Here is a 22,741-nt window from a genome sequence, read left to right on the forward strand (position 1 = left end):
GAAGATGTCCTTGAGGCCCGCTGCCGTACTTTGCTGTCAATGCAACCCGAGATTAAAGCCTTGACCAATTATCACTGGTGGCCCGCATGACAAGTCTAATTATTTCGGGGGTATGCGATCCGGATTTAGTATGATTTTGCCGTTCTCCCTAAACGTCCCAGTCAATCGAGAGGTTTGGTTGGGATGCTTTGTGTAAAGAGGGGTTTCACAGGAGATGCAGCTGCGGCATGGTTGCGGCGCGGGCAGCTATGCAGCCGGATTGGGGGCTACTCCCAGTCGCTGGAGCCTCAGCTTTCCTTGGAAAGCGAACACTCCATCGTAAGCTTGAGATTCGCGCCAACCGTGCCCTTCGTTACGAAGGGCACGCCACTTCCCCAGCTACCTTGCCCCCAAATCCAGACTCGTTGACTAAGACCGGCACCTTGAGATTTTGCTGATTGGTCAGGGTAGTTTTGCCGCTGTCCAAAAAGCCCTTGATGATTGTGACTGGCAGGCCACGCTTAGGGATGGGTGGGGAAGTTATAGGGGGAGAGGTATCGTTTGTAGAGGGGTTTGGGGTCAAGTGTTAGGTATCAGGTCGATACCCGATACCCATTTCCCCTACCCAAAACCCTTCCCAGCTAGCGTTTGTACCCATACCAGCTCTGAGGTCAGCTCAGCTCAGGTTGGTACTGTTGGGGCCTCCAACAGTGACGCTGCCAAGTCGGCACGGGATGGGGGCCGTTTTAGCAAAATTTCTGAGGCGGGTTGAGGTTTGTCAAACAGGTAGCCCTGGCAAAATTCACACCCCAGCGCTTGCAGAAACTGGAGTTGTTCTGGGGTTTCGATGCCTTCGGCAATCACGGACAGCGATAGCTGACTGCTAAGGGCAATGATGGTGTTGATCACCTGGTGGCTGCGGTTGCCGGTGTGAATCTGCTGCACGAAGGAGCGATCGATTTTTAAGGTATCGATGGGGAAGCGATGTAGGTAGGCCAGGGAGGAATAACCAGTGCCGAAGTCATCTAGGCTGATTTGAATCTGGCGCGATCGCAGTTGTTCCATCACCGCGATCGCCGCTTCGGCGTCGTTCATCAGGGCACTTTCGGTAACTTCTAGCTTCAGGCAGGCCGGATTCACCCCGGTGGCGGCCAACATTTGGTCAATGTCGGCTACCAGGGTAGGGCTGTCAAACTGTCGCACCGAGAGATTAACGCTCACGGTTAAGTCGGGGGCACCCTGCTGGTGCCAGATCCGCAGTTGCTCGCAGGCTTGCCGCAACACCACTAGCCCCACTTGCACCACCAATCCGGTCTCTTCCATACAGGGAATAAATTCTCCTGGCGGCACCAGATGTCGCTCGGGGTGCTGCCAACGCACTAGGGCTTCAAAGCCAACGATCTGACCGGTGGCCGACCGAATAATGGGTTGATAGTAGGTGACAAATTCCTGATGCTCCAAGGCCCGTTGCAGGTCAGTTTCCAGGGCAAGACGATGGCGGGTGGCGGTGGTCAACTGGGCATCAAACACTTGGTAGCTACCCTTGCCCTGCTGCTTTGCCCGATGCATGGCAGTATCTGCCGCCTGGAGCAGGGTCTCTGGCTGGGCCGTGGCGGTATCGGCCAGCGCCACCCCCATGCAGACCGACATAAAAAAGTCACAGTTGGCTACCCGAAAGGGTTTGGCAAAGCTCTCAAATACAGCCTGGGTCCAGCTTTCTAGCAGGGCCGGGTGATCCAGGTGGTGCAATAGAAAGCAAAACTCATCGCCCCCCATTCGGGCCAACACATCCCCAGGGCGCAGCAGCTGCTGTAGGCGCTGGGCAATGGCTTTGAGTAAGTCGTTGCCGACGTCATAGCCAAAGGCCCCATTCACTAACTTAAAGTGGTCGCAGTCTAGATGGGCTAGAGCAACTCCATGATCAGGCATAGGGGCCGTGATTGCCCCCTCTTTAGACCTGTCCGCAGACTGCAACGCCATCGACGTCGCTTGCAACAATTGGGGGCGACTGGGAAGCTGAGTCAGGGCATCTGTGTCAATCATCACCTGGAGCTGGGCGGTGCGCTGCTGGACCAAGCTCTCAAGCTCGGCGTTGAAACTCGCTAGCTGCTGGTATTGCTGGCGAATACGCAGCATGGAGCGAACTCTGGCCACCAGTTCAACCCGGTTGATGGGCTTGCTGAGAAAGTCATCGGCCCCGGCCTCCAGGCAGCGGCTGAGATCCTGCTTGGAGTCGAGAGCCGTCACCATGATGATGGGCACGCCGCGCTCCTGGGGCAGAGCCTTGATTTGCCGACATACCGCCATGCCGTCGAGCCCAGGCATCATCACATCTAGCAAAATCAGGTCGGGCTGCACAGTGTTGAGGCAGTCCAGGGCGGCCTGGCCATTACTCACGTAATGCAGGATGTAGCCCTGAACGCTGAGCATGGCCTCAATAACATCAAAATTGTCGGGTTCATCATCCACCACCAAGAGGGTGGGAGGTGCGGTGGAAGGTAAGGCCATGAGATTAAATCGAGTGGCTAGCTAAGTGTTGGAGAATACTGGGTAGTATCGGTACCGCGACCCTGCTGTGGGCTTTAGGGGCTGGGTTTCGGGTGTTGGGTTTCAGGAATTGGGAGGGGGATGCTGGAGGTCTGCGGGATCAGTGTCTGGATGATCTCGACCAGTTGCTTGAGCCGAACCGGCTTACTCAAATATTCGGTTGCGCCAGCGGCCAGGCAGCGATCGCGATCGCCGGGCATGGCCAACGAGGTCAGGGCAATCACCGGTACCTCATCTAGGCTCGGGTCACGGCGAATATGGCCGATCGCCTCCAGGCCATCCATCCCTGGCATCTGGATATCCATCAAAATCAGATCGGGCCTGAGGTGCTGGAGGTAGTCAAGGGCTTCCTGCCCGTTGTAGGCGATTTCAACCCGATAGTTCTTGGCCTGTAAATAGCTCACGATGGTACTAATGTTGGCTTCATTGTCTTCGGCCAGCAAAATTAGCGGTGCTGGGGCAGAAGTAGTTGCCGGTGAGGGTGTCTCAAGGGAAGCGATAGACGCCGGCTCCGGGGAGGGAATCGCCGCTCCACAGGGAAGAGCAAAGGTAAAGCAGCTGCCCACCCCCACATCACTGGTGAGCCCCACCCGCCCTTGGTGCAGCTCCACAATGCGCTTGACCAAGGCCAACCCCAGCCCGGTGCCCTGGTACTGCCGGTTGAGGGCACTGTCTACCTGCACAAAGGGTTGAAACAGACGCTGCTGCTCTGCGGGGGTAATGCCAATGCCGGTGTCGGTCACTGCAAATTGCAGGTAGGCAGGGGCTGCTGAGGATAGCGTGGGCTCAAGGGGGGTGACCTCAAGGGTGATTTGACCCCCCTCGGGGGTGAATTTCACCGCGTTGTTGAGCAGATTGATTAGCACTTGCCGAATACGGCGTTCATCTACATATAAAGTGGGCAAATTTGCGGGCAAATTTAGGGTGAGTTGAATGCGTTTGTGTAGGGCGAGTTGTTTAATAAACGCCAGGCTAGAGTGACACAGAGGAGCGATCGCCGTGGGAGCGCAGTCCAGTTCTACCTGGCCGGCTTCAATCTTGGCCACATCTAGCACATCGTTGATCAGCTCCAGCAGGTGTGAGCCACTGCGCTCAACGGTTTTAAGCGCCTTGAGTTGTTTGGCATTGACCGGGCCAAATACATCCTTCTCTTGCAGCGCTTCTGTCATGCCCAGGATGGCATTGAGGGGGGTGCGCAGTTCGTGGCTCATGTTGGCCAAAAATTCATCTTTGAGGCGGGTGGCGCGGATCAGTTCCTCGTTGCGTTGGGTGAGTTGGGCTTGGGCCTGTTGCCGTTCGGTGAGTTCCTGCTGTAATTGATCAAATAAATAGGATTGCTGAATGGCGATCGCCAGTTGGTTGGCAATCTGTTGCAAAAGCTGAGCTTCCTCCGGCTGCCAGACCCGTCGGGTGTGGCAGGCATGAACCACTAGCACCCCCCACAGTTTATTGCTGTCTGCGGGGGACACCCAGCGATGATCTTCTGGACTGCGTAGTTCTTGGAGAATTGGGGCGACCATTTTGGACTGAATTTGCCCGGCCTGGGAATAGTCCACCAAACAATCGGTCCAGATGTCATCCATCACGTCGGGCACAATCCGGGGCTGCCCTTGCCAATAGCGTTCTAGAATATCTTGGGACCAGGTTTCATCCTCCCAATGCATAGCTTTGAGTCGGGGGAGATCCGGGGCGACGGCTTCTTCAACAATGTGGCTTTGGCCATTGGGGCAAACCTGAAACACAATCACCCGATCGCCCTGGAGCAACTCCTGTACCTGCTGGGTGGCGATCTCCAACAGTTCTGGCAAATCCAAGGACTGTCGAATCTGTCGCAGAATCAGTTCTAGGGCCGTTTGCTGCCGCAGTTGTTGGGTGATTTTGGCCTCTGCCTGTTGCCGCTCTCGCAACTCCGTCTGAACCTGCTTATACAGGCTGGCCTGCTGAATGGCGATCGCCAACTGATTGGCAATTTGTTGCAATAAGTCAACTTCCCAATGTAGCCATTGGCGGCAGGTCTCATTCTGATAAATGGCCAGGAGTCCCCAAAGGGTTTCCCCTGAAAAGATCGGGGCAATAGCGAAGGCTTTGGCTTGAAACTGTTCTAGAAGTTCAATATGACAGGATTGAAGGTCCGCCTGGTAGATATCTGGAATAACAAAGGCTTCGTGGTTTTGAAATCGCCCCCCCTGGGTTTCCTGAAGATAGGTATCTTCCCAGACTTTCTGAATACCAGGGTTCATCAGTTTGACCCAGGGCTCATGCACAGATTCAGCAATAAAGTCACCGCTCCAATCGGGACGAAACTGATACACAGCCACCCGATCGGCTTGCAGTGTGTGCTGCATTTGCTCAACAGCAGTATTTAGAATGGCCCTCAGGTCTAAGGACTGACGAATCCGTTGGGTGATCTCCCGCAGCACGGTTTCCCGTTCGGTCTGCTGACGCAAGGTTTGCTCGGCTTGCTTGCGAACGGTGATGTCTTGGGAGGTGCCGACAACACCGATGATAGTCCCGGCTCCGTCCCGGAGGGGCAGTTTGTTGGTTTCTACCCACCGTGGTTCACTCCCGGCTGGGGTGATGGTTTCTTCAATGCCTAGCCTGGCAATGCCTGACGTGACTACCTGAAGACTGTCAGCGGTGTAGCTTTCGGCTTCCGCCTGGGGCAAGCCGAGGTCAAAATTGTTTTTGCCGAGCACATCGGCAGGCTCGGCAAACCCAGCGGCGGTGGCAAAGGCCTGGTTGCAGCCCAGAATCACCGACTGCCGATCTTTCCAAAAGACCGACAGGGGCACAGTATTTAGAACGGTTTGCAACAATTGCTGAGAGTCTTGCAGGGCCGTTTCGTAGCCTTTGCGATCGCTAATATCCACCACCACACACACGCAGCTTTCGTCTTCACGAGACAGCATCGCCACCCCAATCAGCACTGGAACCCAATGCCCGTCTTTATGGCGGTAGACTTTTTCCCACGGATCAATGGCATTGTGGTGCTGGAGGTGGGCGATCGCGGCCTGGTCTTGGGCCTGATACTCCGGGGGCGTCAGCTCTGCCCAGTTGAGGCAATTGCCCGACTCTAGCTCCTGGCGGGTGTAGCCCAGCATCTCTAGGAAGCGATCGTTGGCGTCGCTAATGCGGCCATTGAAGTCGGTGAACATCATCCCCACTACGTTCGACTCAAACACCCGCCGAAAGCGTAATTCACTATCCCTGAAAGCCTGTTCTGTCTGGCGGCGATCGCGAACATCGTGGAAGATGCTTTGGATGATAATTTCTCCCCCCACTTCAATGGCCGATCCCGTGATATCTACGGGTACCCGCTGCCCATCCCGCCGCAGGATCTCAAGGTCTAAATTATGGATCCTTTTCCTCTTGACCAAGGCTGCAAAGGCTTCTGCCACGTGAGGTAAACTGTCTGGCGGATGCAGCTGGCTGAAGTGCATCCCCACCAACTCGTGGTTTTCGTACCCCAACAACTCCACGGCTTGAGGGTTAACCTCAATCAGATATCCCCCAGGATTAGCCAGCAAAATAGCATCACTAGCGCCCTCCATCAATGCGCGGTAGCGGGCCTCTCGCCGCTGTAGCTCCTCCTCTACCGCCTTTTTGGCCGTAATCGCTTGGTTGCTCTCCGTTGTATGCCATTCCAACGCTGCCGCCTGGCTCTGTAGCAGGGCAATCCGCTCCGTCTCCAAGCGCGTCACCTTTTGCTCCAGCACTTTCGCCAGTTGGTACAGTTCGACAGGGTTAAAGACTCGCAGCAGGCTGGTTTGGGTGACAATACCCAGCAATTCCCCCTGCTCGCCAGCCACAACCAGCCGCCGAACCCAGCACTGCTCCATAATTTGCTGCACCTCCCATAGGGATACCTCAGGGGCAACGCTAAATACAGGACTACTCATCACCGTCTGGGCCGTGGTTTTCGTCCAACTCAGTCCCATCGACTGGAACTGCACCAGATCTCGCTCCGTCAACAGCCCCACCGCCTGCTGGAAGGGGGCATCAGCGCTGCCTCCGGGCACCATAATCACCACCGAACTCACCCGGCGATCGGCCATCAGCCGGGCAATTTCTAGCATGGAGCGATCTGGCCCGGCCGTGAGCACCTGAGCGGTCATCACCTCGTGCACCAGCCGCAGCCGCAGTAAATCTACGGGCCGGGTCAGCTGCCGCAGGCTTTCGTGGGTGATTAGGCCCACTAGGCGATTTTGCTCATCTACAATCGGCAGATGGCGGATGTGCTGCTGTCTCAGCAGATCAATGGTGCTAATTAGGTCAACGAGGTCAGATTGACGTCGGGTGATCACCGGATGGGCCATCGCCTCTGCCACCAAAAGCTGGTCGAGGGGTTGCTGCTGGGCACTGAGGCGCACCACATCCCGCTCGGTCAAGATACCTACCACCTGGTCGTTGTCCACCACCACCACACAGCTAGAGCGAGCCTCTGGGTGTAGGCTTTCCTCAGCGGTGTGGTCGCGGTCAATCGGGCAAAGGGTGCGAACGTCGCTCATCAGGGCGATCGCGCTCATCACCGAGCTACCTGGCTCTATGGTCAGGGGATCGTGAATAATGGCAGCTGTGAGAGCAGTGGGCTTAGGATTAGCCATGGGCTTAACCCACTTTGGCTATAAACATGCTGATATACCTATTTATTCGGTCTTCTCAATCGACCAAGTTCCTTGTTCAGTGTGCCCGCTCTGTCCCCCAATATACTTACGCAAACGCCCTGTGTAAAAATTTCGGCTAAAACACCTAATCCCTATAGACTCCACCAGGCGGTCTGCCAACTCTAGAGTATTGATAAGACTGCGCTGAGGAGCAGGCGGCGTTAGAAATCAGCGAAACAATCCGCCACCGGGTTCTGTCGCAAAAACAAAATTAGGGGATGAAATCCCTCTTCCTTATCTATATCTATGCAGCGATACCGAAGATTTGGTGGATGAAAGAGATCTGTCCTGTCACATCCCCTCTATCGACATTTTGGATCTGTCCTTTGCGGATCATCGCCATCGCTTCGTACCCTTTGAGGGTGCGTCGAGCCGTATGGAAGGAGCCGAAGCCCAATCCCGGTTTGACCAAGCGCTTGATGCGGCGATGGTCTTGTTCAATCATGTTGTTGAGATACTTGACGGGACGAAGTTCGGTCTCTTCCGGAAGCGCTTTTTCTGTTTTGAGGTCATCTGCCGCCGCCGGATAGGCGGCATGCTTGTCCACGTTGATGACACGAGGAGTAGACGTGTGACGGGCTCTCAAAGCCTTTTTGAAAAAGCGTTTGGCCGCTTTGGCATCGCGCTGAGCACTCAACATAACGTCCAAGGTCTGGCCGCTGGAATCTACGGCTTGATAAAGATATTTCCATTCCCCTTTAACTTTCACGTAGGTTTCGTCCACTTTCCAGGAGTCGTTCGTCGGGCGCAGATGCGGACGACAATGCTTGTCTAGCTCCGGTCCATACTGTAAGACCCATCGATTGATCGTGCTGTGGTCAACCGACAAGCCGCGCTCTGCCATCATCTCTTCTAAGTCCCGATAGCTCAGGGCATAACGGCAATACCAGCCCTACTACTGCATGAGATCACATCAGGCCCGAGGGATACGCCAAACAGCGCAATCTGGCCTACCTCTACGAGTACCCCCCAAACCAAGGGCACCATAGGCCCACAGCGAGTTCCTGAGAGCGTCCTAGAGCGTAGATACACCCTGAGAGCCACCCCCACTGGTAGCGCTGGGCAGTGGAGGTTTGTTTTTAAAGCACAATGCCCCAGCGCGATCGCAGTGGCCCAAAGACGTTGGCCCATGCTGCCCTGGTGACGATAGGACAGTCTCATAGGACAGTGACCACCGCAGAGGATAGTACAGGATTACTACTGCGTCTATCTTTCCTGCCTCCAATGCTGTAAACCCTTATTCTTTATAGGGTCTAGCCATGTTCGCCCTGGTAGATTGCAACTCGTTTTTCGTAATTGCTCAACTCAGTAGCCAATCCGACTGGTTTGAAGTAAGGGCGCGAGAAATGGCCTCGAAGGCAGACATACCCTGCCGCCGAGCGGTGTTCACCAGCGAGCGCACCTGGGCGAACAACTCTGCACCCCAGTCGGAGCGAAAGCCGTGGGTGACCTTGCGAAAGACCACACTCCAACGCAAGGCTTGTTCACTGGCATTATTGGTCGGTGGTACCGTCTCATCGTCTAGGAACAGCAGCAGATGCTCCCGAATCTTCAAGTAGCGTTTGAGCAATTGCTGACCCTCGGGCGACTTGGGCTTCAAGTTCAAGATTTCCCGTAGGCTGCCTCTCAATCGAGACCGGTACTGCTGAAGGGTTGATTCAGCCAATTGATGTCGTCGTCGATTCACGGCAATGGCGCGCAGTAATAGCCGCTTCATCCGGGGGGCAAACAGGTCATCGCCCGCATCAATGGCATACTGGCAATCCCTGAGTTGATGGGCCAGACAGACTTGCCACTGCTCAGCAGGATGGGCCTTTTGCGCACTGAATAAATCGGAGACCCAGACCTGGGGGCGGTGCCCGGCCATCGTCTCATCAATCACGGCTTTCCCCCGGCTGGGGCGAATCACATGCAGGCACACCTGCTCGTTCTGAAACACCCACTCCCACTGATTACGACCATTGAGGCGGGCACTCGTCTCATCGCTGCACACCAGACGGGCACGGCGCAGACGCTCGACAATTTGTGCCACTGGCGCGGCAAGTTGGGTTTGAACCCGCTGGAGCAGATTCGCAATTGCCCCTTCCGATATCGTCACCCCGTACAACTCCCCCATCAGTTGGCTGAGCCGTTGATAGCTCACCGCATGACCGTACCTCAGATACGTCACCACACTGGCGATACTTTGACCAAAGGGCGAACCAGGCTCTAACCCAACTGGCACGGGGGCTTCATAGCTCTGCTGACAGCATGGACATTGACCCCCATACCGTTCTACTCGGGTCACCTGGGGCTGAACCTGGGGCAGTTCAATCCGCTCATAGACCGCTTTGAGCTGTTGATGAGCACGTTCTACCGCGTTGCCACAGTGAGGGCAACGGTTCACTCGCGCTACCACCACTTGGTCAGGCGATGCGCTCAGGTCTCGGCCACCTCCCGCTCGACCCACACTCGCCGTTCGCTCGCTTTGGCTGGGCTTAGAACCCTCTGAGTTAGGCTTAAATCCTTTCGCGGGTGGCAAACTCGAATTGCGCGACGTTTTCTTGGTGCGTTTGCCTTTTAGCCTCTCGACGTCTGCCTGCAACGCTTGCACCATCTGCCACAGCTCTCGGATCAGAGCATCTTTCTCCTCAGAACTGAGGCCTTCTAACGGCGGCAGGTCTTTCATGCCAAAAGTCTACCACTCTCCCTCATTCGCCGGTACCCGTCAACCCAGTTGAGCAATTACCGTTTTTCGCCTCCTGTGAGAAAGTCTTCCGGCCCGACCTGGAGGGCAAGCCAGTGGTGGTGCTCTCCAACAACGATGGCTGTGTGCGCCAGGAAGTGGCGTTAAGGAATGAGTGAACGATGGATACGTCTTAACATCAGTAACTCTATCTCTTATGCAGGTAAGAGATAAGCCGTTGGGGCTAAGCATCATAGGATGCTCTATGGTGTGAGCAGCATGCCCCTGAAAGGCGCGGTGAGGTGCGAAATAGGCCACCAAGAGGCCGTGCTTGGCTAAGAGGGAATACGGTGAATCCAACTGAAGGGGATTGACACCTACGGGTTAAACGTTGCCCCTGTCCTACCCTATTTAATCCAGGACAGCGACAGAGTCTCAACGCAATACATCCGCGCTGAGGCTGGAGTGTAGCTACAATGCAGCCGTAGTTACACTTTTGGTATGGGTTACCTGAACTACCCCATACCCACGTCGGGATACTGCAGAGCGCAGGAAAAGGTGGATTGTGTAGCCCCCGCCTAAGTTCCCTCACAGAGTCCTTAACGACAAACCTGGGAACCTCTTGAAGGACGTAACTCGTGAGCAAATGAGTACAGGCGACGAAAGTCTCCTGGAACCCACGCAAGTCCTATCGCCAAACAGCGAGTATCAGGAGGGTCGGTGTGGTCATAATAGTCGGGGGAGTCACGCCCCTCTTAAAGAGACGGTAGCGCCGTTTACAGGGCGAAGGACCACAGCTTGCGGAACGTTTCAATGCAAACTAGCTGAATGCCAACATGGGTGAAGTCTCGTGAACGTTAGCGAAATGCAGCGAAAACTGAGTCTATGGGCAGAACAGGACAAAGAACGAAAGTTCTATGACCTGTACTCACTGCTCGTGAATGATGACTGGCTCAAGGTGGCGCATGGCCATGTCAAACGGAACCGGGGTAGTAAGACGGCCGGAACTGACGGCATGACGATGGCAGACTTCGATGAGACACTAAAGGGCAACCTCTTGTCTTTGCGAATCGCCTTGAAAGAGGGGACGTTTGAACCCTACCCAGTGCGGAGAGTGACGATACAGCAGCGGAAACCAGACGGACGAATTAAACAACGACCGTTAGGCATCCCCGCTATCCGAGACCGGATTGTACAAGACGCTCTTCGGATGATCCTAGAGCCCATTTATGAGGCAGATTTTAGTCCTCGCTCCTATGGGTTTCGACCCAACCGTTGCACGATGGACGCCATAGCTTACATCGTGAATCAACTACGGGCTCGCAACGGACACTACTTCTGGATCATTAAGGGAGACATTGCCTCGTACTTTGATACCGTCCAGCACCGCATTCTCATGCGACTGCTCAGACGGCGGGTCAAAGACGAGAAACTCCTGAAATTGACCTGGCAGTTCCTGCGGGCAGGAGTAATGGAGGGCAAGCTCTTTCGGGAGACCCAACAGGGAACCCCGCAAGGCGGAATTCTAAGTCCACTGCTAGCCAACATATACCTCCATGAATTGGATGACTATATGCAGGGCTATACCGGCCTAAGCCCTTATTTCAAGGCGAAGCGGAGAAAGGCAAGGGACGCGAATTTCCTGTACGTGCGTTATGCCGACGATTTTATCGTGATGTGTAATGGCACCAAAGCCCAAGCCCTCCACATGAAACAAGAACTACAGGCGTTCTTGAAAGCCAAGCTCAACTTAAACTTGGCCATGGACAAGACTAAGGTCACCCATGCCAATGATGGGTTCCAGTTCCTCGGCATCTGGATTCAACGAGCTATTGGGTCACGCGGAGTGATGGTTCCACGAACCGCCATTCCCGATGCGGCAAAGAAGCGGTTTCTAGACAAAATGAAGCTGGTTCTGAGCCCACGCACCCATCAAAGCTCGGTCAATGCCAAGCTGCTGGCGCTGAATCGGATCATCTCAGGATGGGGACGATACTACCAGTATGTGTCGAGCCCCAAGCATGTGTTTAGTCGGCTCGATGCCCAGGTGTTCTGGCTAATGGGACACTGGCTGGGCCGGAAGTACAAACTCAGCATGCCAAAGGTGATGGAAAAGTACTACCAAGGGTCAACCTTTGGGACAGATACCCACACTCTGAGGCTGTTGAGGGAAATTCCGACCAAACGGTATCTACCCAAGCAACATGCGAATCCTTACACGGCACCGGGCCAGGCTATTCAACGGGAGGACGTGTTCTCCTTAGATGATGCCTGGACAGGGCACGAGAGTCGAAATCGAGAAAGTATGGACTGGCGGCCTGACATCCTGGCGAGGGATGGCCATGTTTGTGCCCACTGTCGGCAATGCTACCCGGCAGCAGACCTCGAAGTTGACCACAAAAGACCTCGTGGAGCGTTTAAAGACCCTCGGGATGCGGATTATCTGGAAAACCTTCAGTTGCTCTGCATCACCTGCCATAAGCTCAAAACTCAGCAGGATAAGCAAGTGTTGAGCCGTATGCGGTGAAAGTCGCACGTACGGTTCTAAACGGGGGGGATGGTGGAAACGGAACTGCTAAGGCAGAAACCGCGCCCCGTCCCTACCCACCGTCGTGGCGCGATCGCCCGAAGCCAAGCCGCTGGTGGCCATGCAGGCAACGCTGTACTCTATCCAAGACCTGGTGAACCGGGTGCGTATTTGCATAACTTCGGGCTCTTGGCCACTTTTGGTGATCCATCTAGGGAGAGCTATAGACAATAGGAGGATCCATTCTCACATCAGCTACCCCCATGGACCTCATCTCGCATCTACTCCCCAGCCAAACTGAATTGAGCTTGCAGCACTGGGATTTGGATACGGTCACCCAGCAGGTCACGGTTCACCTTGTCTCTACTCAGACCGTAGCTCAGTGTCCTCTCTGTCATCGCCCGAGTCACCGTATCCATAGCCACTACGACAGAACCCTGAAAGACTTACCTGTTGTCCAATTCAGCCTGACGATAGTGCTGACGGTCTGCAAGGTTTTCTGCCTCAATGACACCTGTCCTCGACGGATTTTTACCGAACGCTTACCCGAAATCGTGGCCCCTTGGGCTAGGCGTACCGTTCGGTATGCTGACCATCTCAAAGCCATGGCCCTAGCGTTGGGGGGTGCCGCTGGGGCTCGCCTGAGCGAACAGGTTGGCTATAGGCATAGTCGAAACTCAATGCTGCGGGTCATTTCGAGCCTGCCGTTACCGTCTTTAACGACCCCAAAGGTCTTAGGGGTAGACGATTTTGCCCTACGCAAAGGGCACAACTATGGCACGATTTTGGTGGATCTTGAGCAGCATCAGCCCATTGCGTTGCTTCCGGATCGCACGGCAGAAACCCTTGAACGCTGGCTCAAAGAGCATCCCGGCGTCGAAATCTTATCTCGGGACCGTTCCAAGACCTACAAGCGAGGGATGAGCCAAGGCGCACCGGATGCGATTCAAGTGGCCGACCGCTTTCATCTGTTGCACAATCTCGAAGAGACGTTGGAAACAGCATTTAAGGGACACCACTCAGTCCTCCAACAGGTTGAAAAAGACCAGTGTCAGGCGGATGGTCTCGAGGTTCCGCATCCCTTAGACCTACCTGAGGATCCACAGTCTCCCAAAGCGCTCAACCGGGCTCATCGTTTGGAGACCTATGAGCAAACCCATGCCTTACGGCAGCAAGGATACGCCATTAAAGACATCGCCCACCATCTCGGTATTGGCAAACGGACGGTCTACAAGTATTTGGCCGCGTCAACCTTTCCTGAACGACAACCCACTATCCATAAACAAGGAAGTGGGTTGGAGGCCTATAAACCCTATCTCCAGGATCAATGGAATCGGGGACAGCACCAGACCAAAGCCCTCTTTCACCAGATCCAACAGCAAGGCTATCCGGGAAGTTACTCGACCCTAGCCCGCTATACCCATCAGCTGCGTCAATTAACGGCTTCGGGCCTACCTAGCCCGGAATCTCTTAACGATTTGTCGGGCCGGGGGCCAGCCCCTCCCCGTTCAACCGCTCCTCACAAGCCCTTGAGTGCTCGCCGAGCGGCATGGCTGATCTTACAGCGAACAGAAACCCGCACAACTGAAGATGATGTCTTATTAGAGCAGCTGGCTCAACAGCCCGAGTTATTGGGGGCTATCTCGCTGGCCCAAGGCTTTATAAATCTCGTTCGGCAGCGGCTTTCCAATCAGCTGGATGATTGGCTACAGGCGGCTAAAACCAGCTCAATAAAAGCGTTTCAGAGCTTCGCCGAGGGATTGGAGGAGGATTATGACGCGGTCAAAGCCGCGATGACGTTAGCGGTTAGCAATGGACCAGTAGAGGGGCAGAATAATCGGCTTAAGATGCTGAAACGGCAGATGTTTGGGCGAGCTAACTTGGAGTTGTTAGAGAAGCGGTTTATTTTGACCAGCTAAACAGCTGTAATTTGAGGGCCGCAAAAGGTGCCAGTTTTGCACATCACCAAAAGTGGCCAAGAGCCCGAAGTTGATGCGATTTTGCACCGGGGCAAGATCCACGCCTTCTCATCAAACCCCATGCTCTACAAGGACATGTCGCGGCGGGTCATTCAGACCCTCCAGCACTTTAGCCCCGAGGTTGAGCAATACTCCATCGATGAAGCCTTTCTGGGCCTGCACGGGTTCACTAAAGCTGATCTGGGCGACTACGGCCAGAAGATTCGCACCACAGTCAAGCAGTGGACAGGCATTCCGGTATCAGTGGGCATTGCCAAAACCAAGACCCTGGCCAAGCTAGCCGCCCAGGTCGCCAAGCGCTACCCAAACCTGAACGGAGTCCTCGACCTTGAATCCCTGGCCGATCCTGACGCTGTGCTGGCCAGCCTTGATGTGGGGGAGGTCTGGGGCGTTGGCAAAAACCTCAAGGCCAAGCTCAACAGCATGGGTATCAAAACGGTGCTCTAGCTCAAGCAGGCCGACGAGCGAGTGATCAAGAAAAAATTTGGAGTGCTTGGCCTGAGAACCCTTTTGGAACTGCGCGGCACCCCCTGTTTCCCGATGGAGCCCGTGGCCGCCCCCGTCTCCATGCGGATTGTCTCTCGCTCCTTTGGCCACCTGGTGACAGAACTCTCTGACATCAAAGAGGCGGTGGCCACCTACACCACCCGCTGCGCCGAAAAGCTCAGGGCCGATGGCCTGCTGGCGGGTCACTTCACCGTCTCCATGCGCACCAGCTACTACCGCCCCGAGAACCAGTATGGTGCGGCTCGCTCTGTAGCCCTCGACCAGCCCACTAACGATACCGCTGTGCTCATCCACGAGGCCATGAGGCTAGCTGAAGCGGCATTTACGCCGGGGTATGAGTATCTGAAGGCCAAAGTCATCGCCACTGAGCTAATCCCTGTGGGCGAGGTGCAAGGTAGCTTATTTGCGGCCCCGGTGGATACTGAGAAGCGCGATCGCTTGATGGCAGCAATGGACAGCCTTAACCGAAAGCTCTGCCCCGACGCTGTCAAGTTTGGCGCGATGGGCCTGAAGCCCACCTGGACTATGCGGTCAGAGTATTTCTCGCAACGCTACACGACCCACTGGGGGGAGATCCCAACTGTGAAGGCTTGGCAAACAGAATCCCATAAATCAACAAGACTGTCTTACGAGACCGTCTTATAGGACAGCTAGAAAACCGGGAAATCTAGAGTAGAGGGGCGGTCTGACTGCTTCTCTCTAAGTTGTCATGGGTTTTTATCCCTGAAACTGCCGTCGCTCATCATGCGGACACTGTTCTACTTGGCAACCTCCATCTCCCCAGGTCTGAGGGTGCAGCTAGCTTTGTCGCCGTGTAAAAAGTCGAAAAAAGGAAATAGTCAATGAAACCAATGATGAATGTCCTATCTATTGCTTTAGCACTCTCATTTCCAACAGCCGTACAATCTGCTGAAATGCTTGCTAATCCAAGAGAACATTCTTTCAACATGAGTTTATATTATTCTTCTGGCCTATCTCCTACACTTGTGGTATCTGAAAGCGTAAATGTACGTTCATCTATACCTCTAGAATCGGGTAGAGGAGGATTTATTTTTGCTCGTCTAGATCTTGGTGACAGTGTTTATGTAATCAGCTGTGAGGAATATACTATGGGACATCTCTGGGTCTATGTATATATCCCAGAGTTAAAGGAGTATGGATATGTGGCCGCTGAATTCTTGCAGAGCAATTTCAACTTTATTTGTGAAAGAACTATCCAGCGATAGGCAGAAGGTTAGTGCAACATCAACTTTCAAAAGATTGGTAGAGTTTCGATTGAGGCAAGGGTGTCGTGTTTCTTCTATTTCAAGGATGACTGCAAGGGCTTCTATGAAAATAAAGCGATTTACATCACTAGCTCTGTCTAGCTTTCTTCTTATTTCAGGATTAAGCATCTCTTCAGAAAAAGCATCAGCTCAGGCATCAGAGGTTACTTGCGCAATTGCATTGGCCGATGCTTTTTCGGTGATTGAAAATGATCGAAATGTGAATGTTGTTGATTTACGTTCTTATGAACTGGCAGGAACCTATAGAAATTATCCCAGAGAAACACCACATGCAGTGCTATATGTACTCGAAGGTCGTGCACGGAAGATATTTTAGTTTCAGGCCAGTTCATGACAATTCTTGCCACTAGAATCACAACTGCTTGTCCGTCTATTGGACTTGTGGAATTTGGATTGAACCATTCATCCTGGAGAGAAGCACTTGGTAAAGTTAATGGGCAAATGACATTCGTAATTGCTCAACTAGGTTGACGGGTACCGACGGATAGGAGAGGGTGGTAAACTTTTGGCATGAGAGACCTGCCGCCACTAGAAGGCCTCAGTTCTGAGGAGAAAGATGCTCTAATCCGAGAGCTGTGGCAGATGGTGCAAGCGTTGCAGGCAGACGTCGAGAGGCTTAAAGGCAAACGCACCAAGAAAACGTCGCGCAATTCGAGTTTGCCACCGGCGAAAGGATTTAAGCCTAACTCAGAGGATTCTAAGCCAAGCCAAAGCGAGCGAACGGCGAGTGTGGGTCGTGCGGGAGGTGGCCGAGACCTGAGCGCATCGCCCGACCCAGTGGTGGTAGCGCGAGTGAACCGTTGCCCTCACTGCGGCAACGCGGTAGAGCGTGCTCATCAACAACTCAAAGCGGTGTATGAACGGATTGAACTGCCTCAGGTTCGACCCCAAGTGACTCGGGTCGAACGCTACGGTGGGCAATGTGCGTGCTGTCAGCAGAGCTATGAAGCCCCCGTGCCAGTTGGGTTAGAGCCCGGTTCACCCTTTGGTCAGAGTATCGCCAGCGTACTGACGTATCTGAGGTACGGTCATGCGGTGAGCTATCAGCGGCTGAGCCAACTGATGGGAGACCTGTACGGGGTGGCCATATCAGAAGGGGCAATTGCCAACCTCCTAAAACGGGTTCAAACCCAACTTGCCGCACCAGTGGCGCAAATTGTCGCACGTCTGCGCCGTGCCCGTCTGGTATGCAGCGATGAAACCAGTGCCCGCATCAACGGTCGCAACCAGTGGGAGTGGGTGTTCCAGAATGAGCAGGTGTGCCTGCATGTGATTCGCCCTAGTCGAGGGAAGGCCGTCATTGACGAGACGATGGCCGGGCACCGCCCCCAGGTCTGGGTCTCCGATTTATTCAGTGCGCAAAAGGCCCACCCCGCCGAGCAGTGGCAAGTCTGTCTGGCCCATCAACTCAGGGATTGCCAGTATGCCATTGATGCGGGCGATGACCTGTTTGCCCCTCGGATGAAGCGGTTGTTACTGCGCGCCATTGCCGTGAATCGACGACGACATCAGTTAGCTGAATCCACGCTTCAGCAGTACCGGTCTCGATTGAGAGGCAGCCTACGGGAGATCTTGAATTTGAGGCCCAAGTCCCCTGAGGGTCAGCAACTGCTCAAACGCTACTTGAAGATTCGGGAGCATCTGCTGCTTTTTCTAGATGATGAGACGGTGCCGCCGACCAACAATTCCAGTGAACAGGCGCTGCGATGGAGTGTGGTCTTTCGCAAGGTCACCCATGGCTTTCGCCCCGACTGGGGTGCAGAGTTGTTTGCCCAGGTGCGCTCACTGGTGAATACGGCTCGCCGGCAGGGTATCTCTGCCTTCGATGCTCTTTCTCGTGCCCTTACCTCACAGCAGTCTGATTGGCTACTGAGTTGAGCAATTACCCTGCGGGATAGCGGTCTGTAGGGTGTCGGCGGGCTCGTCGTCAAAGAAAGAGAGCTGCTTGGCGGAGATTCGCATCTCGGAGTACAGGTGCCAGCGGATGCGATCGATCTGCTCGTTGATGAGGGTGGTGCCAAAGTTGTAGTGGCTCATGGCCCAGATCTGTTCTAGAAAGGCTCCTGGATCTACGGCCTCGGTCATTTCGTCTTTGCAGATGACCAGGTGAGGATCGATGACCTGGGCCAGCACCGGCTCAGCGTCGAACTGGCGGCGGGTGATGTTGGGCAGCACCACACCATAGGCGTAGGGGCAGATGAGCTTGCCCTGGTATCGGCCTGCACCAGCTCTGGGTCTTGCTCCAGTAGTGAGCACATCGCCAGGACGTAATCTCGCGCCTGGTGGAGAGGGTTTTTAACGTGTTTGATTGAGCCCTGGGGTGGGGTTGCGATCGCAAACTCATCCGGGTTCACAGACTTGATGGTGTCTAGCCGCCAGTCTTTGACCTCCAGCACGCAGAGACCCCGTGAGGGGTGCAGGAGGATGAAATCAGGATACAGGGCTTTGGGGCCGACGGGTACGTCATACCAGAGCATGTAGTCATCCTCTAGTTTGGCCTCCAGGCGCTGGGCCAGGCGCTTCTCTCCCCCGGTCATGCGACCGGCGCAGCTGCTGTAGGAGGGGATGAGAGTGGCCATGGTCTAAAACCCTGTGATTGCTCTCAGTGTGCCCGTGGGGCAGGGGTTTAGTGGCGATAGCGCAATGGATTCACAGAGTCTTGGGAGATTGGTGGTGATTGCACCCTACCGGGCTCTTCGGCAGCTGTGCTAGTTTGGCGGAGTCGGGGGGACTGTGTGAGTTCCAGACAGACCCCCCAACGGAAAGAGCCCCCCCCCGGCAGTGGGTTAATCTACCGAGGGGTATCAACTTAAGCCGGGATAGGTTGCGTCAGTAATGAGCTTTCCCCTCTGGGGACGCTTCGCGAACGACAAGCTCAGCTCGAACATTCGCCCTGTGCGCGCAGCGGCTCCTGTGGAGCAACCTGTCGAAGGGTGAACGGGCTTCGACAAGCTCAGCCTGAGCGGTTTTCCTTCAATCGGCCAAGTCATACTGAGAATTGCTCTAGCTGTTGCCAAAGGTTTATATATAGCAGTCAACCAGTTTATGCTAGTCAACAGGTGGGGCGACAGACCGCGACCGGTTGGGCGACAGCCCGTTTGGTCGGAACCTGATTGATATCCATGGGTAAGTTTAGTTAAGCCTGGATATTTAGAATACCGGCCATGCCCAAGTCTTCATGATCAAGAATGTGACAATGGTACAGAGACTTTCCCGTAAAGGTGTCAAAGCGGATACGAAGGCGGACTGTTGCTCCGGCAGGCACTAAAACGGTGTCTTTCCAGGCTCAATAGGCTTCTGTCTGACCATTCTGGTGGATCACTTGAAAGGGGTTGGTGTGCACATGGAAGGGATGACCCATGCTGTCGGTGTTCACTAAATCCCAGTCTTCGGTGGTATTGAGCGTCACCTGGGTGTCAATCCGGTCGTGGTGATAGGCCCGATTGTTAATCAGAAATACCATCCTTTGTCCAGGGGCCATACCGTGATGGAGCCGGAACTCTCGGGTCTGCTGGGGCTCCGGCAGGGCGATCACAGGAATCAATTGCTGAGGTAAGGGAACTGAGGCGGATTCACTGGCATAGGTGAGGGTAGCCAGGGTTTGGGGAGAATCAGCTGGGGATTGTCCCATCGGGCCACGGCCCATGCCGACCATTCCCCCTTGACCCATTCTTCCTTGGCCCATACCGCCTCGCCCCATCATGCCCATGGAACCCCGGTCGTAGGGTAAATTCACTAATCGATAGGTGCCCCCAGGGCGATCGCCCTTGACCAGCACCTCAGCTCGTTCCCCAGGGGCCAGCAATAGCTCTGGGAGTTCTTGGGGGGCTGCGATCGCACCCCCATCCGTTGCAATCAGATACATGGGGTGGTCATCTAGGCTCAGGCGATAGAAGCGGGCCGCCGACGCATTCACCAAGCGCAGCCGCAACAGCCCCCCAGCCTCAAGGGTGAAACTAGGGGTTTGCTGCCCATTCACCGTGACCAGGTCGCCCTCGCGCCCCAGCATGGCCTGCATCGGGTGGGCTTGCCCCAGCGGGTTGCTAGAGTCGATATCCTTCAAAAAGACAAAGATCTCTTTTGCGGCTTGAATTTCTGGGATTTGATCCAACGCGCCGCGCACCACAAAAATGCCGCCCAACCCGGCAAAGACCTGACGACCGACCAGCCCATGCCGGTGGGGATGGTAATAAAAGGTGCCACCGGGGTGATCTTCAGGAATGGTGAATTCGTAGGTAAAGGTTTCCCCGTCAGGGATATCCAAGAAGATGTTGTCGGCATGGCCCGATGGAGAAACATGCAAACCATGGAAATGCAGATTCGTGGCCTCTCCTAGCTGATTATTTAGCCTCAGCCCGACCGTATCCCCAGGATATGCCTCTAGGCGAGGCCCAGGGATTTGGCCGTTATAGCTCATCAGCTCAATTGCCCTGCCGCCCACGGTGACGGTGCCTCGCGTCGCGGCTAGGCTGACGTCTAGCAGGCCGTCCTGACTAGCGATCGCAGTACTAGACCCTACCGGGCTAGACGAGGATATCGGGTGGGGATGCCGCGCACATTGGTACAGCAACAGTGACCCTGTGCTAACGGTACTGAGGGCCAAAAACTTTCTGCGGCTGAAGTGAGGCATGGTCTGATCAGCAGTTATAAAGACATCGGGTTTTATCTAAAGTCGGACATTCTATTGACCGTACCAGACCTGTCGCCAAGCTTCAATCTGGTCACTTTCGGCCTGCTGGGCACTGATGATGTCGTCCGCCAGGGCTGGCATTTCGGGGCGATCGCTCTTTCCTCTACTCTAAACACTCCAGTGGAATGGAGAGTCAACCCTGGAAGGAGCTTTTAGCACTGACAGCGGGATCTATCGGCTAAGCGGTGACGATCATCAGCCCCCAGAATGGCCCAAACCGCTGCCGCTGGGAGGCCTTGACCTGAAAACCAGCCTGACGCAAGAACTGGTGTAGTTCCTGTTGGCTATAGCACTGCTGATGGGCTGGATCCCGCCATTGCAGCCAGAGGTCGCACAGCCGACACCACAGAAAGTCGCGACACCAGTCTAAAATCACCAGCCGTCCGCCTGGCTTGATCACCCGTTTCATCTCTTTGAGGGCGGCTAGCGGGTCGGGAAAATAGTGAAAGGCACTGGCAGAGACAATCACATCGAAGGTGTGATCGCCGTAGGGTAACGCCTCAGCGGTACCCACCTGAAACGAGACCTGGGGAAAGGGGCGACATTTTTGGCGAGCGACCGCAACCATAGCCTCAGCCAGATCGATGCCGTCGATAATCTGCTGGGGGTGGTCTTGCAGGTGCAACCATTCGAGTTCTCCCGTGCCACAGCCCACATCTAACACCCGTTCGTGGGGCTGTAGATCGGCCCAGTGCAACAAAAACTGAAGGGTCTGGTGAGTATAGTTCTGCCAGCGGCGATCGTAGCGGCTGGCCATCTGGTTGTACTGCTGCTGTACCATACGCGTATCCCTATTTGGATGGGTATTTGTATTCATAGTTGTGTTGATAAATGTGCGATCGCAACGGTTTGTAACTCCGCCCTAGACTCTTTAGTTAGCTAGAGAGTCTAGGGTAAAGCAACGGCAACCGACATTCTGTCAGAAATTAAGCGTCAGCCATTAAGATTCATCCCCTGGATAGGTGTGGATGGGGGCATTTTTATATAGGTTTCTATTGTCAAGCAAAAATTAATCGAGAGCGTTTGTGCTTCTCAATTGCAAAAAATATCAAGCTAGTTTCGATGCAGCCATGGCCTGTGCAGTGAAATGTAAACACTATACTGAAATCTGTATGGGCAAGCTGAAATGGTGAAGCGCATGCGCCTACGCCAATAGAAAAACTTCTAAGCAGAACGACCAAGTACAGCGATCTTCCAAGTAGAACTTATTTATTAGCTTGATTAGCTTGTAAAGATTATTTTTAATTTTTGTATCGCCACTATTACTACGGAGAAGACTGATGGATAGCAGCAAACAAACTACCGCAGAACATGCGGGTGCTGATCAGCACCAAGGAATGCAGGGTAGTTACATTAGATACTTTGCAATGATTGGCACCTCAATCGTTGTGATGTTTTTCTTGATGTATCTGCATTCGTACCACATTTTTGATCATGCCCGGCTTAGTGAAACACGACTCTTCATGGCACTGATCATGGGTGCTGCCATGATGGTAATTATGCTGTCATACATGCTGCATATGTATAAGAGCCGCAACATTAACATCGCCATCTACCTAAGCGCCCTTGTGCTGTTTGGCGCTTCACTGTGGCTGGTGCGCAGTCAGATTACGGTGAGCGACGTCGATTATCTAGAAGGCATGATTCCTCACCACTCAATTGCTATTTTGACCAGTGAGCGAGCCCAGATTCAAGATCTTCGTGTGCGTGAACTGGCCGATGAAATCATCGAAGCCCAGTGGCAAGAGATCAGAGAGATGGAGTGGCTAATTTCTGACATTCGGGAAAATGGTTTGGTTGCTGCACAATCTGAGCTAGAAGCAAGACCGATTCCAGATTTCTCGACAGCCCCCTAGACTCTCTAGCGCACTAGAGGGTCTAGGGTGAAGCAAAGGCC

The 22,741-nt window shown here is 54.3% G+C and carries 15 protein-coding genes and 4 pseudogenes; 9 read left to right on the forward strand and 10 right to left on the reverse strand.

Features of this window, described 5'->3' with window-relative positions:
• Nucleotides 1–394 precede the first annotated feature (394 nt).
• The 5 genes and pseudogenes from RRF56_RS00430 to tnpC (RRF56_RS00450) all read right to left on the reverse strand — a co-directional run.
• Nucleotides 395–523: pseudogene (locus RRF56_RS00430) on the reverse strand (GTP-binding protein); the annotation flags it as partial.
• A gap of 137 nt (nt 524–660) precedes the next feature.
• Nucleotides 661–2,487 (reverse strand): EAL domain-containing protein, encoded by a 1,827-nt coding sequence (locus RRF56_RS00435; RefSeq protein WP_317033445.1) that lies wholly within the window; start codon nt 2,485–2,487, stop codon nt 661–663.
• Nucleotides 2,488–2,561: 74 nt separating this feature from the next.
• Nucleotides 2,562–7,130, reverse strand: a complete 4,569-nt coding sequence (locus RRF56_RS00440; protein WP_317033446.1) for a PAS domain S-box protein — start codon at nt 7,128–7,130, stop codon at nt 2,562–2,564.
• Nucleotides 7,131–7,434: 304 nt separating this feature from the next.
• Nucleotides 7,435–8,079: pseudogene (locus RRF56_RS00445) on the reverse strand (IS6 family transposase); the annotation flags it as partial.
• A 411-nt stretch (nt 8,080–8,490) separates the two neighbouring features.
• Complete coding sequence (tnpC, locus tag RRF56_RS00450) at nt 8,491–9,858, reverse strand: IS66 family transposase (protein WP_317033447.1); 1,368 nt, start codon at nt 9,856–9,858, stop codon at nt 8,491–8,493.
• A 62-nt stretch (nt 9,859–9,920) separates the two neighbouring features.
• Between tnpC (RRF56_RS00450) and RRF56_RS26250 the strand changes: the two are divergent.
• Together RRF56_RS26250 and ltrA are read left to right on the forward strand one after the other, a co-directional pair.
• Nucleotides 9,921–10,004, forward strand: a pseudogene (locus RRF56_RS26250) (hypothetical protein); the annotation flags it as partial.
• Between the two features lie 701 nt (nt 10,005–10,705).
• Entirely contained in the window at nt 10,706–12,382 is a 1,677-nt protein-coding gene (ltrA, locus tag RRF56_RS00455) for a group II intron reverse transcriptase/maturase (RefSeq protein WP_317033448.1), read from the forward strand.
• Nucleotides 12,383–12,430: 48 nt separating this feature from the next.
• Here ltrA and RRF56_RS00460 read toward each other — a convergent pair whose 3' ends face one another.
• Nucleotides 12,431–12,559, reverse strand: coding sequence for a hypothetical protein (locus RRF56_RS00460; RefSeq protein ID WP_317033449.1), 129 nt, complete (start codon nt 12,557–12,559; stop codon nt 12,431–12,433).
• An 86-nt stretch (nt 12,560–12,645) separates the two neighbouring features.
• On the opposite strand from RRF56_RS00460, the gene RRF56_RS00465 reads away from it, so the two are divergent.
• The 6 genes from RRF56_RS00465 (at nt 12,646) to tnpC (RRF56_RS00490) (ending at nt 18,032) form a co-directional block, all read left to right on the forward strand.
• Nucleotides 12,646–14,301 carry an ISL3 family transposase gene (locus RRF56_RS00465; protein WP_317033450.1) on the forward strand — a complete coding sequence of 552 codons (1,656 nt, stop codon included), beginning with the start codon at nt 12,646–12,648 and terminating at the stop codon, nt 14,299–14,301.
• A 36-nt stretch (nt 14,302–14,337) separates the two neighbouring features.
• Nucleotides 14,338–14,808 (forward strand): hypothetical protein, encoded by a 471-nt coding sequence (locus tag RRF56_RS00470; protein ID WP_317033451.1) that lies wholly within the window; start codon nt 14,338–14,340, stop codon nt 14,806–14,808.
• 93 nt (nt 14,809–14,901) lie between these two features.
• On the forward strand, nt 14,902–15,513 hold the full coding sequence (locus RRF56_RS00475; RefSeq protein ID WP_317033452.1) for a DUF4113 domain-containing protein: 612 nt from the start codon (nt 14,902–14,904) through the stop codon (nt 15,511–15,513).
• Nucleotides 15,514–15,710: 197 nt separating this feature from the next.
• Nucleotides 15,711–16,094 (forward strand): hypothetical protein, encoded by a 384-nt coding sequence (locus tag RRF56_RS00480; protein ID WP_317033453.1) that lies wholly within the window; start codon nt 15,711–15,713, stop codon nt 16,092–16,094.
• The gene (locus tag RRF56_RS00485) at nt 16,072–16,470 is read left to right on the forward strand and encodes a hypothetical protein (protein ID WP_317033454.1); all 399 of its coding nucleotides are present in this window, start codon (nt 16,072–16,074) and stop codon (nt 16,468–16,470) included. The genes RRF56_RS00480 and RRF56_RS00485 overlap by 23 nt, the downstream gene beginning before the upstream one ends.
• A 194-nt stretch (nt 16,471–16,664) precedes the next feature.
• Entirely contained in the window at nt 16,665–18,032 is a 1,368-nt protein-coding gene (tnpC, locus tag RRF56_RS00490; protein WP_317033455.1) for an IS66 family transposase, read from the forward strand.
• Here tnpC (RRF56_RS00490) and RRF56_RS00495 read toward each other — a convergent pair.
• The 4 genes and pseudogenes from RRF56_RS00495 to RRF56_RS00510 form a co-directional block, all read right to left on the reverse strand.
• Nucleotides 18,021–18,239, reverse strand: coding sequence for a hypothetical protein (locus tag RRF56_RS00495; protein WP_317033456.1), 219 nt, complete (start codon nt 18,237–18,239; stop codon nt 18,021–18,023). The two genes, tnpC (RRF56_RS00490) and RRF56_RS00495, sit on opposite strands and share 12 nt — an antisense overlap.
• Nucleotides 18,236–18,733, reverse strand: coding sequence for a nuclease-related domain-containing protein (locus RRF56_RS00500; protein WP_317033457.1), 498 nt, complete (start codon nt 18,731–18,733; stop codon nt 18,236–18,238). The genes RRF56_RS00495 and RRF56_RS00500 overlap by 4 nt, the downstream gene beginning before the upstream one ends.
• A 557-nt stretch (nt 18,734–19,290) precedes the next feature.
• A pseudogene (locus RRF56_RS00505) lies at nt 19,291–20,784 on the reverse strand (multicopper oxidase family protein).
• Nucleotides 20,785–21,022: 238 nt separating this feature from the next.
• Complete coding sequence (locus RRF56_RS00510; RefSeq protein ID WP_317033458.1) at nt 21,023–21,661, reverse strand: class I SAM-dependent methyltransferase; 639 nt, start codon at nt 21,659–21,661, stop codon at nt 21,023–21,025.
• Nucleotides 21,662–22,181: 520 nt separating this feature from the next.
• On the opposite strand from RRF56_RS00510, the gene RRF56_RS00515 reads away from it, so the two are divergent.
• Nucleotides 22,182–22,700 (forward strand): DUF305 domain-containing protein, encoded by a 519-nt coding sequence (locus RRF56_RS00515; protein WP_317033731.1) that lies wholly within the window; start codon nt 22,182–22,184, stop codon nt 22,698–22,700.
• The last annotated feature ends 41 nt before the right edge of the window (nt 22,701–22,741 follow it).

Source organism: Nodosilinea sp. E11, from assembly GCF_032813545.1.
In the GTDB taxonomy this organism is placed as follows: domain Bacteria; phylum Cyanobacteriota; class Cyanobacteriia; order Phormidesmidales; family Phormidesmidaceae; genus Nodosilinea.